General features: G+C 65.7%; 12 protein-coding genes. 9 read left to right on the plus strand and 3 right to left on the minus strand.

What is annotated here, in order from left to right; all coding sequences use genetic code 11:
- Positions 1-112: 112 nt before the first annotated feature.
- From BLU88_RS08605 to BLU88_RS08615, 3 genes are all read left to right on the plus strand, one after another.
- Positions 113-2,329, plus strand: coding sequence for a polyribonucleotide nucleotidyltransferase (locus BLU88_RS08605; RefSeq protein ID WP_092012488.1), 2,217 nt, complete (start codon positions 113-115; stop codon positions 2,327-2,329).
- 62 nt (positions 2,330-2,391) lie between these two features.
- Positions 2,392-3,645, plus strand: a complete 1,254-nt coding sequence (locus BLU88_RS08610; protein ID WP_231939690.1) for a M16 family metallopeptidase — start codon at positions 2,392-2,394, stop codon at positions 3,643-3,645.
- 75 nt (positions 3,646-3,720) lie between these two features.
- Positions 3,721-4,368, plus strand: a complete 648-nt coding sequence (locus BLU88_RS08615) for a TetR/AcrR family transcriptional regulator (protein ID WP_092012491.1) — start codon at positions 3,721-3,723, stop codon at positions 4,366-4,368.
- Between the two features lie 93 nt (positions 4,369-4,461).
- Here BLU88_RS08615 and BLU88_RS08620 read toward each other — a convergent pair whose 3' ends face one another.
- The 3 genes from BLU88_RS08620 to BLU88_RS08630 form a co-directional block, all read right to left on the minus strand.
- Positions 4,462-4,851: a VOC family protein gene (locus tag BLU88_RS08620; RefSeq protein ID WP_092012494.1), complete on the minus strand. Its 390-nt coding sequence runs from the start codon at positions 4,849-4,851 to the stop codon at positions 4,462-4,464.
- Positions 4,851-5,156: a VOC family protein gene (locus tag BLU88_RS08625; RefSeq protein WP_197678212.1), complete on the minus strand. Its 306-nt coding sequence runs from the start codon at positions 5,154-5,156 to the stop codon at positions 4,851-4,853. Before BLU88_RS08625 ends, BLU88_RS08620 begins: the two co-directional genes overlap by 1 nt.
- 251 nt (positions 5,157-5,407) lie before the next feature.
- Positions 5,408-6,073 (minus strand): SDR family NAD(P)-dependent oxidoreductase, encoded by a 666-nt coding sequence (locus BLU88_RS08630; RefSeq protein ID WP_092012497.1) that lies wholly within the window; start codon positions 6,071-6,073, stop codon positions 5,408-5,410.
- Positions 6,074-6,295: 222 nt separating this feature from the next.
- On the opposite strand from BLU88_RS08630, the gene BLU88_RS08635 reads away from it, so the two are divergent.
- The 6 genes from BLU88_RS08635 (at position 6,296) to BLU88_RS08660 (ending at position 13,825) form a co-directional block, all read left to right on the plus strand.
- Entirely contained in the window at positions 6,296-7,393 is a 1,098-nt protein-coding gene (locus BLU88_RS08635; RefSeq protein WP_231939691.1) for a glutamate dehydrogenase, read from the plus strand.
- A gap of 4 nt (positions 7,394-7,397) precedes the next feature.
- Positions 7,398-9,470 (plus strand): acetate--CoA ligase family protein, encoded by a 2,073-nt coding sequence (locus BLU88_RS08640; RefSeq protein WP_092012500.1) that lies wholly within the window; start codon positions 7,398-7,400, stop codon positions 9,468-9,470.
- A gap of 2 nt (positions 9,471-9,472) precedes the next feature.
- On the plus strand, positions 9,473-11,107 hold the full coding sequence (locus BLU88_RS08645; protein WP_231939692.1) for a thiamine pyrophosphate-binding protein: 1,635 nt from the start codon (positions 9,473-9,475) through the stop codon (positions 11,105-11,107).
- 69 nt (positions 11,108-11,176) lie between these two features.
- The gene (locus tag BLU88_RS08650; protein WP_092012506.1) at positions 11,177-12,343 is read left to right on the plus strand and encodes an acyl-CoA dehydrogenase family protein; all 1,167 of its coding nucleotides are present in this window, start codon (positions 11,177-11,179) and stop codon (positions 12,341-12,343) included.
- Between the two features lie 160 nt (positions 12,344-12,503).
- Positions 12,504-13,130, plus strand: coding sequence for a superoxide dismutase (locus tag BLU88_RS08655; RefSeq protein ID WP_039210893.1), 627 nt, complete (start codon positions 12,504-12,506; stop codon positions 13,128-13,130).
- Positions 13,131-13,264: 134 nt separating this feature from the next.
- Positions 13,265-13,825 (plus strand): GNAT family N-acetyltransferase, encoded by a 561-nt coding sequence (locus BLU88_RS08660; RefSeq protein WP_092012509.1) that lies wholly within the window; start codon positions 13,265-13,267, stop codon positions 13,823-13,825.
- Positions 13,826-14,016: the final 191 nt, after the last annotated feature.

Here is a 14,016-nt window from a genome sequence, read left to right on the forward strand (position 1 = left end):
GGGGTCTCGCACTGCGCAATGCAGAGCGCTGCCTCATCGCGTCGAGGGACCTCCTTCGTGCACCGCAGGTCTGAAGATGACCGCCGCGCACCGGCACAAACTAGGAGACTACGTGGGACTCAACCCTGAATCCGCCGTTGCCCATATCGACAACGGCAGCTTCGGCAAACACACCATTCGCTTCGAAACCGGTCGGCTGGCCAAGCAGGCCGCCGGCTCCGCTGTCGCCTACCTCGACGACGACACCATGCTGTTCTCGGCCACCTCGGCCGGAAAGAACCCCCGTGAGGGCTTCGACTTCTTCCCCCTGACCGTCGACGTCGAAGAGCGCATGTACGCCGCGGGCCGCATCCCCGGCTCGTTCTTCCGTCGCGAGGGACGCCCCTCGACCGACGCGATCCTCACCTGCCGCCTCATCGACCGCCCGCTGCGCCCGTCCTTCGTCAAGGGCCTGCGCAACGAGGTCCAGGTCGTCGTCACCGTGATGTCGGTCAACCCCGACCACATCTACGACGCCCTGGCCATCAACGCCGCATCGATGTCGACCCAGCTCTCGGGTCTGCCGTTCTCCGGCCCCATCGGCGGTGTGCGCATCGCGCTCATCGACGGCCAGTGGGTCGCGTTCCCGAACTACTCGCAGCTCGAGGACGCCGTGTTCAACATGGTCGTCGCCGGTCGCGTGGTCGGTGATGACGTCGCCATCATGATGGTCGAGGCCGAAGCCACCGACAACGCCATCGACAAGATCAAGACCGGCGCTCAGGCCCCCACCGAGGAGGTCGTGTCCGAAGGTCTCGAAGCTGCGAAGCCGTTCATCGCCGAGCTCTGCCGTGCGCAGTCCGAACTCGCCGATCGTGCCGCGAAGCCGACCGTCGAGTTCCCCGTCTTCCGCGACTACGAGGACGACGTCTTCGAGGCCGTCAGGGAACTCGCCGAGGCGAAGCAGGCCGAGAACTTCAAGATCGCTGACAAGCAGGAGCGCGAAGCCGCAGGCGCCGTCCTCCTCGACGAGCTCTTCGAGAAGCTCGGTGAGCGCTTCGAAGGCCGTGAGAAGGAGATCGCGAACGCTCTCAACGCGCTGACCAAGCAGGTCGTGCGCAAGCGCATCCTGACCGAGCAGGTCCGCATCGACGGTCGTGGGCTCAAGGACATCCGTCCGCTCACCGCCGAAACGAACGTGATCCCGCGCGTGCACGGTTCGGCCATCTTCGAACGCGGCGAGACCCAGATCCTGGGTGTCACCACGCTCAACATGCTCAAGCTCGAGCAGACCATCGACTCGCTCTCACCCGAGACGACGAAGCGCTACATGCACCACTACAACTTCCCGCCCTACTCGGTCGGTGAGACCGGTCGTGTGGGCAGCCCGAAGCGCCGCGAGATCGGCCACGGTGCTCTCGCCGAACGCGCACTCGTGCCCGTTCTGCCCAAGCGCGAGGACTTCCCGTACGCGATCCGCGAGGTCTCCGAGGCTCTCGGCTCGAACGGTTCGACCTCGATGGGCTCGGTCTGCGCCTCGACGCTGGCCATGCTCTCGGCCGGTGTGCCGCTGCAGGCGCCCGTCGCCGGCATCGCTATGGGTCTCGTCTCCGACGTCATCTCCACCGATCAGGGCGAGCAGACCGCTTACGCGGCTCTGACCGACATCCTCGGTGCCGAAGACGCCTTCGGCGACATGGACTTCAAAGTCGCCGGTACGCGTGACTTCATCACCGCGATCCAGCTCGACACCAAGCTCGACGGCCTTCCCGCCTCGGTGCTCGGTGCCGCGCTCAAGCAGGCCCGCGAAGCCCGCATGGTCATCCTCGACGTCATCGCTGAGGCCATCGACACCCCGGCCGAGATGGCACCGACGGCACCGCGGATCATCTCCGTGAACATCCCCGTCGACAAGATCGGTGAGGTCATCGGGCCCAAGGGCAAGATGATCAACCAGATTCAGGAGGACACCGGCGCGGACATCAGCATCGAAGACGACGGAACCGTCCTCATCGGTGCCACCGACGGACCGGCCGCCGAGGCCGCCCGTTCGATGATCAACGCGATCGCGAATCCGCAGGTTCCCGAGGTCGGCGAACGTTACCTGGGCACCGTGGTCAAGACGATGAGCTTCGGCGCATTCGTCTCCCTGACCCCGGGCAAGGACGGTCTGCTGCACATCTCCGAGCTGCGGAAGCTCAATGACGGCAAGCGCGTCGAGGACGTCGAGGACGTCGTCGGAGTGGGCCAGAAGGTCCAGGTCGAGATCACGAAGATCGACGACCGGGGCAAGCTCTCGCTGGCTCCGGTCACCGACGAAGACGAGAACGAAGAGGGATCAGACAACTGATACTGAGCAGTTCGCACATCGGGGAGGGCAGCCGAATCGATCGGTCTGTCCTCCCCGGTGGTTTGACGCTGACCACCGAACACATGCCGGGCCTCGCCTCGGAGACGATCGGGATCTGGGTTGCAGCCGGGTCCCGTGACGAATCCGCCGAGACCGCTGGGTCGACGCACTTCCTCGAACACATGCTGTTCAAGGGCACCGGCAGCCGCGATGCGAAGACCATCGCCGCGGCCTTCGACCGCACCGGCGGGGATTCGAACGCGATCACCGCCAAGGAGCTCACCTGCTACTACTCCAGGTGCCTCGTGACGGATCTGCCGAATATCACTGGGCTGCTCGTCGATATGGTCTCGAACTCCCAACTCGATATTGAGGAGTTCGAACGCGAGCGCGGTGTCATCATCGAAGAGCTCGCCATGTCCGCCGATGATCCCGGAGACGTCCTCTTCGACAACTTCGATTCCCTGGTCTTCGGTTCGCATTCGCTGGCCCGGCCCGTGGGTGCGACGAAGGATCAGATCCGCGTGCTCGGCCACCACACGGTCATCGATCACTATCAGTCGACGTACATTCCGCCTCGTCTGGTCATCGCTGCCGCAGGTGGCGCGACCCATGAAGAGGTCCTCGCGATGGTTGAGGATTCCCTCGCCGAGGCGGGGCTCGGATCCCGTGCCGATGTGTGGTCGGGTGCTGTGGTCGAGAAGGGCTCGCACCTGGGCGGCGCAGCCCGAGTGCGTCCGGAGTTCCACTCCGGGAAGTCGCACACCGTCAAAGACATCGAGCAGCTCGGCATCATGCTCGGCTGCGAGGGCCTGCCCGAAGGTGATAACGACCGGTTCATCTACTCGGTCATGCTCACGATGCTCGGCGGCGGAATGTCGTCGCGACTGTTCCAGAGCGTGCGAGAGGAGCGCGGACTGGCCTATGCCGTGAACTGCGTTGCCAGCCAGTTCACGGATACCGGCACTTTCGGCATCTACGCCGGCTGCACGGCCGAGAACGCTCAAGCCGTTGTCGACCTGGCGGTGAGCGAATGGGATCGGTTGGCACAGGAGACTCCGAGCCAGTTCGAGCTCGACGAGATCGTGTCCCAACTGTCGGGGTCGATGGTGCTCGGACTCGAGTCCTCTGCGGCGCGGATGAATCGTCTCGCGCGGTCGGAGATCTTCGGGCTGCCGCTCGAATCGCCGATGGACCTTATCGAACGTGTCCGCTCGGTCACCGCCGAGGATGTCAGCGAGATGGCCGGACGACTGCTGTCGCGGCCCAAAGCTCTGGCCTTGGTCGGGCCGGCCGCCGAGGTCGAACTGCCCTGAGCGCGTCACCGCGTTCAGGGTTTCGGCCTCGGACGCGGGACGCCCGTTGGCAGGGACGTGAAGGGAAGCAGAGAGATGGCGAGGAAGAGCGCAGCGGTCCGCCGGGAGGAGATCCTGGCTGCCACGGTCGAAGAGATCGAAGCCACGGGTCTGCGCGCGCTGCGCGTCTCCGACGTTGCCGCACGGCTGGGCCTGAGCGCCAGCCTCGTCATCTACCACTTCGAGACGAAGGAGGCCCTCGTCGCCGAGGCCTTCGACTATGCGGGTCGACAGGACATCGACCATGCCCGGCAGCTGGCCGCCGGGACGGAGGCGCAGGGGGACGGCGACGCAGATCCCAGGGCGGGAGTCGCCTCGGCGAGGCGAGGATCATCGGCGCTCGGGCAGCTGCGGGACGTCGTCGGCTGGTACCTGCCCAGCGGCTCTTCGCGCAGCTGGAAGATCTGGATCGATGCCTGGTCGGCCGGACTCTTCGACGCCGGTCTGCGGTCCACGTTCGCCGCTCTCGACCAGGAGTGGAAGTCGATCCTCGTGCGCCTCATGGACGAAGCCATCGCCGGGGGCGAGTGCTCAGCCCCGACGGGCGGCACCGAGGCGTGCGCGACTCGAGTCCTCGCCTTCCTCGACGGCCTGGCGATCCAGGTGATGGTCAATCCCGCCGCCGTCGACACCGCAGTGCTGACGACGTGGGTCGACGACTTCCTCTCGCGTGAACTCGGGTGAGGGCGATTGTTGGGTCGCTCTGCGGCGTTCTACGCGTCCAGAACGCCGTGGATTGACCCAACAATCGCCTCCGGATGGTGCTGAGGTGACTGGCTAGTAGTCGGCAACGACTTCGGTTTTGAAGCCTGAGGTGTTTACTAACCATCCGGCGTAGTGGCCCGGTCCGCCAGCGTGAGGGTAGCGATCGTGATAGAGCGGTGACCAGCCTTGTGATTCCGCGTCGTCCATGATCGAATCGACCTCCGCCGGACTTCCTGCTTTGAACGCAAGGTGGTTGATTCCCGGTCGTCTTCGGTCGTGGGTTTCTGCTGTCGTGTTCGGTGAAGTTGTCAGCGACAGATAAGCGCCGTCGCCTTCCCAAGATTGCCCGTTCTCCCATTCCGCCGTGAGAGTGAAGCCGACTCTCTCCAGCAGCCAGCGCCATTCGCGAAAGTCATTTGTTGACTCCGCGAGCCAGACTTCGACATGATGGATTCCGGACATCACGCATCTCCCTTTTCAACATCGATGCACGACGCAGTGCTTCGGTGACCAAGCGACTCTTGGAACCTGACGAGATATCCGTCAGGATCTGCAACTACGAACTGTCGAACACCGGCTTCCTCGTTGTCGCTGATTCGATACCACTTTGATTCGGTCGGCATGAAAAGGGGATAGCAGGCTTCGTTGAGAGAGTACTCGATGTCCCGAACATCTGAGACTGTGACCTGAAGGTTGAGTCCCCGTCCGAACGGCCTTTCCAAGTCACCGGCGACCCAATTTCGGCCTACACCTGTCTGCTCCAGCATGACGTGAGCTGAGTCCAGGGAAATGTAGGCGAATCTCTCTTCTGGTCGTTGGCAGTCGACCACGAACCCGCAGAGCTCACACTAAAAGTCGAGACTCTCACCGAGATCGCGGACGAGCAGTTCCGGAACGAGCGATGGCTCGAAGCGAGGTGAGGACATGTTTTCATCGTCGCACATGCTCGGAAGTTCATAGTGGCGAAAGGTCCGGAATGGTCGACGAGAACAGACTTTCTGCCACTATCAACTTTCCATCAGTAGCGAGCGGAGAAGCCGCCGTCCGCTGAGAAGATTTGGCCGTTGATCCACCCGCCCTCTGCGGAGAGCAGAAACGCCGTCACTCCAGCTACGTCATGGGGAGTGCCCATACGGCCGAGCGGCTGATAGGGAGCCAGCCCGGTCCGCGTCTCGTCATCCATCCAACCCGTGTCGATCGGCCCAGGATTGACGACGTTCGCCGAGATCTTCTTCGGCCCGAGCTCTCGTGCGGCTGAGATGACGATGCGATCGAGCGCACCCTTCGAAGCACCATAGGGCAGATTGCCTGTCGTGTGATCGCTGGTGAAGGCGACGATCGCGCCTCCCGACTCGCTGACCTGCCTGGCAAAGGCCGCGATGAGCAGCAGCGACGCACGAGCATTCACGGCCAAGTGGCGGTCGAAGCTCTTCGCTGTGGTGTCGAGGATTCCGGACTCTTCACCGTGAGCGTGGCTGAGCACCAACCCGTCGATGGTGCCGTGATCTCTGCGCACCCTGCCGACCAGCTTCTCTGCTTCTTGTGCAGACGACAGATCGCACGGATAGTCACCGGCATCCAGGTCACTCGTACAAACCGTCCAGCCGTCGGTGGCCAGCCGTGCGGATACTCCCGCGGCGATGCTGCTGTCTCGGCCTGAGCCGGTGATGAGCACTGTAGGCATGCCCTGATCCTAGCGCCCTTGACGCGGTGACCATCGTGCCGTCAGACTTGAGTCATATGCGTTACTGAACCGCGATTCAGTAACGATCAGATGCCATCTGCTCCCGACTCTCCCTGGAGGCCCCATGTTCATGGACATCACCTGGCAGGACCCCGCCACCGGCGCGGCAGGCTATGTCGTCATCGACACTCTCGTGCGGGGCACCGCCTCGGGGGACTGCGCATGCGCAAAGGCTGCACACTCGAGGAAGTGCGCGGACTCGCACAGGGGATGACACGCAAAGAGGCGATCCACCTGCGCAAGGGCCGCAGCTACGTCCCCGTCGGCGGAGCCAAGGGCGGAATCGACTTCGACCCCCGCGCGCCCGGTGCCAGGGACGTCCTCGAACGCTTCCTCGTCGACATCAACCCGATCATGCACGCCTACTGGGCCCTCGGCGAAGACCTCGGCGTCCGCCAGGACGACATCGACGAGATCCTCGCCCGCCGCGAACTCGGCTCCGGCCTCTCCGCCGTCGACAAACTCCTCGACGATCCGGCCGCCGTCGAAGTCCGCGCGGACACGGCCTTCTCCACGATCGTCGACGGCTTCGCCCAGGACGAACTCGTCGGCGGCCTCGGCGTGGCCACCTCGGTGCTCGCCGCCCTCAACGACGCCGGCCGCGACCCCCGCGCATCCACCGCCGTCATCCAAGGATTCGGATCCATGGGCGGAGCCACCGCCCGCTACCTCGCCGAGGCGGGACTGCGCATCGTCGGCATCGCCGACGCCGACGGTTTCGTGACCAACCCTGACGGACTCGACATCGAGGCACTGCTCGCCGCCCGTGACCAATTCGGGGGAATCGATCGCTCCTCGCTGCGCCCGGACGACCACGTCGGCGATCGCGACGACTGGCTCGCCGCCGACGCAGACGTCCTCGTCCCCGCCGCCGTCAGCTACTCGATCACCCCGGACAACTGCGACCGCATCACAGCCTCACTCATCGTCGAGGCCGCGAACATGCCCGTCCTGCCGGCAGCCGAAGAGGCGCTGCTGGCCCGCGGCATCACAGTCATCCCTGACTTCCTCGCGAACTCCGCGACGAACGCCTGGTGGTGGTGGGTGACCTTCGGCGACGTCGACGGCAGCTGGGAGGACAGCCGTGCCATCGTCACCACCACCTTGAACGAGCTCACCACCGAGGTGCTCGCCACAGCCCGCGAACAGGGCATCAGCCCCCGCGCGGCCGCGCAGGCGAAGGTCGATGCGAACCTCGCCGCACTCAGCGCAGCCTCGGCCGAACTCGACGTCGCCCCCGCCTCGGTGCCGGAAATCTAGCGCCATGGATGCGTTCTTCGATCCCGGCAGCGTCGCCGTCCTCGGAGCATCGAACGACTCCAGCAAATGGGGTTTCTGGCTCGCCGCCGGAGCCCTGCGCGGAGCCGAGCGACGCCGCGTCTACCTCATCAACGCGAAGGCAGCGTCGATCCAGGGTCAGCCGACGTACGCCCGTCTCAGAGACCTGCCGGAGACGCCCGAGCTGCTCGTCATCTCCGTGCCCGGTCCCACCGTCACGGAAGTCGTCGCCGAAGCACTCGAGAACGGAGTGCGCGCCTTCCTCATCATCTCCGCCCGCGTTCCCGACGCCGATGCCCTGGCCGTGACGATCCGTGAAGCCGGTGGTCGCCTCATCGGCCCGAACTCCCTAGGGCTCGTCGACTCTCGCAATGATCTGCTCCTGGCCTGGGGCAACTTCACTCCCGGGAGCCTCGCCGTGGTCACCCAGAGCGGTCAGCTCGGCACGGAGATCGCAACACTCGCAGCCCGCAGCGGACTCGGCATCTCCCGGTTCGCCTCGATCGGCGGACAATCCGACGTCCGTGCCGCCGAGGTGCTCGCCACCCTCGTCGACGATCCGGCCACCGCTCAGGTCGCGCTCTACCTCGAATCCTTCACCGGCGGCATTGCCCTCGTCTCGGCGCTCCAAGCCCTGCGCGCCGCCGGGAAGCCGACGATGATCCTGACCACCGGAGCCTCCAGCGCAGGGGCGCGACTCGCCAAATCCCACACCGGATCGATGACCACGGCCATGGACACCATCGACGCCGCCTGCCGTGCCGCCGGCTCCATCCGCCTGACCACCCCCGGCCAGCTCGTCGAACTCGCCGGATTCTTCGCCTCCGCCTGGCTGCCGAAAGGCCGGCACATCGGCATGCTCTCCGACTCGGGTGGCCAGGGAGCGATCGCCGCCGACACGGCCGAGAGCTGGAACCTGCACGTCACCGAGCTGACATCGGCCACACGGGACCGTGCCGCCGGAATCCTCACCGACGCCGACCACGTCGACAATCCCATCGACCTCGACGGTGCGGGAGAGAAGAATCTCGACGTGTATGCGGACCTCGCCGAGGTGCTCCTGACCGATGCGGACATCGACGCCGTCGTCCTGTCCGGATACTTCGGCTGCTACGGCGAAGACGTTCCCGATCTCCTTGACCGAGAGCTGACAGTCGTCGACCGTTTGGGCGAGATCGTCGCCGAGGCGAAGAAACCCGTCATCGTGCACTCGATGAGCGCCTCCTCGCCCGCCGTCACCCGCCTCTGGGAGCACGGCATACCGGCCTACACCTCCATAGAAGCGGCCATGCGCGTGCTCGCGCGCGCCGGGTTCTACGCCGCCCATTCGGGACGGCTCACCGACACCGTCGATCTCACCGGTCCGGTCACCCCGTGGGGCACCGGATACGCGGCCGCCCGGGCCGTGATCGAGGATGCTGGGATCCCCGTCCCCGCGGCCGTGACCGTGGGCAGCGTGGGGCTGGGGGAGACCCGTGAACCCGCCGAGGCGGTCCTGGGATCCGAACTCACTCCGCCGTTCGCGCTCAAGGCCGGTTGGCCGGCGCACAAGACCGAGGTCGGGGGCATCTGCCTGGGGCTGAACGATCTCACCGCGGTCGAAACGGCGTACGCGGACATGGTGGGCCGCCTCGGCGAGGGCGAGTACATCCTCGAGGAGATGGACACACGCGAGCACGTCGTCGAGATCCTTGTCGGAGGTCGGCAGGACGAGAACTTCGGGCCGCTCGTCGTCGTCGCCGCCGGAGGGACGGAGACCGAACTCTTCGCCGATACGTGGCTCGAACTCGCGCCCGTGACCCACACCGAGGCCCTGGACATGATTGCGCGGCTGAGCTGCTCGCGGCTGCTCACCGGATGGCGGGGCAGGCCCGCCGCAGACATCGACGCCCTGGCCGAGGTCATCGTCGCGGTGTCCAGACTGGTGGCCGGAAACAATGAGATCTCCGAAATCGAGATCAACCCGGTCCGTGTCGCCCCGGATGGCGCCCTGGCCGTCGACGCGCTCGTCGTGACCACAGAGAAAGCGCCGGCAGAGAATCCGAACAACGAGGAATGAGCATGGAACAGAAGACCATCACCGGCGGAGCGCATCTGGCCCGCGCACTCAAGGCCGAGGGGATCACTCGCGTCTTCGGGATCCCCGGGACCCACAACCTCGAGATCTTCGCACAGCTGAGCGCCGCGGGCATCGACATCGTCTCACCCCGCCACGAACAGGGTGCGGGCTACATGGCCGACGGTGCAGCCCGCGTCACCGGCGAGGTGCAGGTCATCGTCACGACCACCGGACCGGCCGCGCTCAACGCGCTCACCGCCCTGCTGCAGTCCTTCACCGACTCCGTGCCCGTCCTCCTCATCACACCGGGCATGCCGCTGACCCACCCCGGCCGCGGCAACGGACTCCTCCACGAAGTGCGCGACCAGTCCGCGGCACTGTCGGCCGTCCTCACCGAGGTCACGCGGGTCACCAGCCCCGGCGAGGTGTCCCTGGCGGTCGGGCAGACGCTGTCGGCGATGCGCTCGGGTCGGACCCGCCCGGCCGCCATCGAGATCCCGCTCGACCTCATCGAATCCGCCGGCACAGGAGTGCTCCATCCGTCCGTGACTCGGGCCCTGCCGGTCCCCGTGCCCTCGAACATCGATGCCGCCGCCGAGGCGATCGCCGGCTCGAATCGTCCGCTCATCATCGCCGGCGCCGGAGCGCACGGAGCAGGGGAGGAGATCGCAGCGCTGGCGGAGACGCTCGGCGGGGGAATCGTCCTGTCATCGAATGCGAAGGGACTCGTCGATGACCGCGCCGAGACCACCATCGGCGCCGTCGGGGTGCTCGAACTGCTCCCAGAGCTCACGGGCGATGCCGATGCGGTCATCGCCATCGGCACGGAACTGGCACCCAGTGACTTCTGGCCGGAACCCCTGCCGCTGCCTGAAACCGTGGTGCGCGTCGACATCGATGAGGTGCAGATGCTGACGAACGCAAGCGTCACCCATCCGATCCTCGCGGCTGCCATGGATGCGACGGCCGCCCTGAACAGGCGGGTGTCTGCGCTGCGGGCGGAGTCCGCGACTGCCGCCGCACGGGACTGGACGGCCGGCTGGAAGTCCAGGGCCGCCTCGGCGATGGAGTCCGAGGGCCGGCCCTGGGCCGATCTGTCGAAGGCGCTCACGGCGTTCGCACGGTCCGAGGATTCGCCGCTCATCGTCGCGGCGGACTCGACGATGGCCTGCTACTACGGGGTGCAGACCGGGTGGAACGCCCGCCCCGGTGACCGGTTCCTCTATCCGGCCGGGGCCGGAACGCTCGGTTTCGGTCTGCCCGCCGGGATCGGGGCGAAGCTCGCGGCTCCGCAGGCCAGAGTGGTCGCGGTCGAAGGCGATGGGGGATCGATGTTCACGATCGCCGAACTCACCGCGGCTGTACAGGCGGGCGTGAGGATGAGCCTCATCATCGTCGACAACGGCGGGTACGGGGAGATCCGCAACGAGATGGAGGACCGCGGGGACACTCCCTCCGGGGTGAAGCTCACCGGACCGGACTTCCCGGCACTCGCGCAGTCGATGGGGGCACGGGGGGTCCACGTCGACGGTGCGGACGCGCTGTTGGCGGCACTCACCGAGGCCGAGGCCGCAGATGGTCCGACCCTCATCCACATCACCGAGGACTCGCGCGCTGCGGCAGACATGCTCGGCTGACTCGGGACGAGGCAAGCCGGTCGGGCGCAACGGGGCGCCCGACCTCCACTGACATTCGAAGGAGAACTCATGAGCTATACACCTTGGCCGCTGACCGACGAGCAGCACGACATCCTCGATCTCGTGAGCGGATTCGCCCACGACACGGTCAGACCTGCCGGTCGCCGCGTCGACGAAGCCGACACCGAATCGCCCGTGGACATCTTCAGAGCCGCCGCGAAACTGGGAATCACCGACTTCATGATTCCCGAGGCATTCGGCGGCGGCGGGTACACCGACGTCTTCACCCAATGCCTCGTCCAGGAGCAGCTGTGCTTCGGGGACCCGGGGATCGGGAACTTCGTGTGCTCGAACGGCTTCTTCGCCGACCCGATCCTCGCCCTGGGCACGCCGGAGCAGAAGGAGGAGTGGCTGCGCCCCCTCACTGGTCCGGACCCGAAGATCACTGCCCTGGCAACGACGGAACCCGGCTCCGGATCGGACTCGGCCTCGATCATCACCCGCGCGGATGCCGTCGACGGCGGATACGTGCTCAACGGGCAGAAGGCCTGGATCTCGAACGCGGGACTCGCCGACTTCTACGTCGTCTTCGCCAAGACCGACCCGACTCGGCGCTCGCGTGGGATCAGCGCCTTCCTCCTACCTCGGGAGACCGAGGGGATGGAGTTCGGGGCGCCGATGAAGAAGATGGGGCAGCGGGCCATCGTGTGTCGGGAGATCTTCTTCTCCGATGCCTTCGTGCCCACGTCGAACCGCCTCGGCGAGGAGGGGCAGGGTTTCTACGGACTCATGCGCACCTTCGACATCTCACGGGTGGTGCTCGGGGCTGCGGCGCTCGGCACGGCACGGGCGGCCTTCGAATACGCGCGTGACTACGCGCGGGAGCGCACGCAGTTCGGGCAGAAGATCATCGATCATCAGGCCGTCGCTTTCCGGCTGGCGGATATGTCCTCGCGCATCGATGCCGCGTGGCTGCAGGTGCTCAACGCGGCGCGGATGCTCGATGCCGGTGATGCCGTGGATCGGCAGCGGATGAGCGCCGCTGCGGCGATGGCGAAGCTGGGTGCCTCGGAGACGGCGATGTTCTGCACCTGGGCGGCCGTGCAGACGCTGGGCGGATGGGGGTACTCGCGGGAGCATCCCGTCGAGCAGTGGATGCGCGATGCCAAGCTCGAGGAGATCGAAGAAGGCACCTCGGACATCATGCGGCTGCTCATCTCTCGCAACCTCGGGTGAGTGGGTGCCAAGGCAGCCTCGGGCGACATGGTGACCTCGTCACCTCGCGTCATATGGAATAGGATGCCGGAACCCCTTGTTGTCCGAGATGAGACCCTGGGATAGGGTCGAAATGAAGCCACCGATGTGGTGGTCATCAAATCTGATCAGGAGGAATCTCATGGCTGAGCAGTACACACTTCCGGAACTGCCCTACGACTACTCCGCTCTTGAGCCGCACATCTCGGCTCGCATCATGGAGCTGCACCACGACAAGCACCACGCCACCTACGTCAAGGGCGCCAACACCGCCGTTGAGCAGCTGGCCGAAGCACGCGAGTCCGGCAACCTCGCCGCTGTGCCGAAGCTGACCCGCGACCTCGCATTCAACCTGGGCGGTCACGTCAACCACTCGATCTTCTGGAACAATATGTCCCCGGACGGTGGAGACAAGCCGGTCGGTGAACTCGCCGCAGCCATCGATGACCAGTTCGGTTCCTTCGACAAGTTCCGCGAGCACTTCACCACTGCTGCCACCACGATCCAGGGCTCCGGCTGGGCCGTGCTCGTCTACGACCAGCTCGGCGGAAACCTCTTCATCGAGCAGCTCAAGGACCAGCAGTCCGACATCCAGCTCGGCGGCACCCCGGTTCTGCAGCTCGACATGTGGGAGCACGCCTTCTACCTCGACTACCAGAACGTCAAGCCTGACTACGTCAAGGCTTGGTGGAACATCGTCAACTGGGCCGACGCCGGCGCACGTTTCGACCGCGCAGTCGCTCAGACGAAGGGCCTCCTCCTCGGCTGAGACCCCAATTGCTACCTGACGGCGGCCCAGCAACCTCGCGCGAGGTTGCTGGGCCGCCGTCAGGTTGTTTGGGGGAGTGGAACCGGCGCCGGTGGAAGTGCCGTCGGACTGGCCGCTGCGGATAGGGTGACCGGATGAGCGCAATACTCAGACCGTGGAAGTCGGGCGACGCCGAGGCACTGGCCGGGGTGTATGAGCGTGCCGATGACGCCCTGCTGAGCAACATCCCCGACGACCGCACGATCGTCGGTGCCCAGACATGGATCACAAGTATCACCGACGCCGAGGCAGCTGGTGACCTCTGCGCTCGGGCGATCGTCCATGACGGGGACAGATCAGAGCAACGGATCCTCGGCAAGGTCATGGCCTCAGGGATCGAGCGCCGGCATTCGAGCGCCTGGATCTCCTATTGGGCCGTGGCTGAAGCTCGAGGCCACGGTCTGGTCTCGGCGGCGCTGCGCAGCTTCGTCGATTTCCTCCACGACGAACTCGGGATCTACCGGCTCGAACTCGGTTATCGCGTGAACAATCCGGCCTCGGCCGCAGTTGCACGGAACGCGGGCTTTATCATCGAAGGCCGTGAACGGGAGAAGCTGCTCTACGACGGCGTCCGCTATGACACCGAGGTCTGTGCTCGTCTCAGTGGAGACCCGAGGCACCCCGGTCTGCGAATGCCGATCGCCGCACCTCACTGACCCCACTCCCGCCCTCCAGAACTACCTGACGGGGGCCCAGCAACCTGGCGCCAGGTATCTCAGCCCCCGTCAGGTAGCAATAAGGAGTGTTCGGATGGTCACTGGATGCGCGGTGCCGGCGGGGGAGTCGCTAGACTGGCTGGCGGAGATCGCAGGGATCGACTTACCTCGCAGGGTCGTCACACAAGGAG

Source organism: Brevibacterium siliguriense, from assembly GCF_900105315.1.
Classification (GTDB): Bacteria; Actinomycetota; Actinomycetes; order Actinomycetales; family Brevibacteriaceae; genus Brevibacterium; species Brevibacterium siliguriense.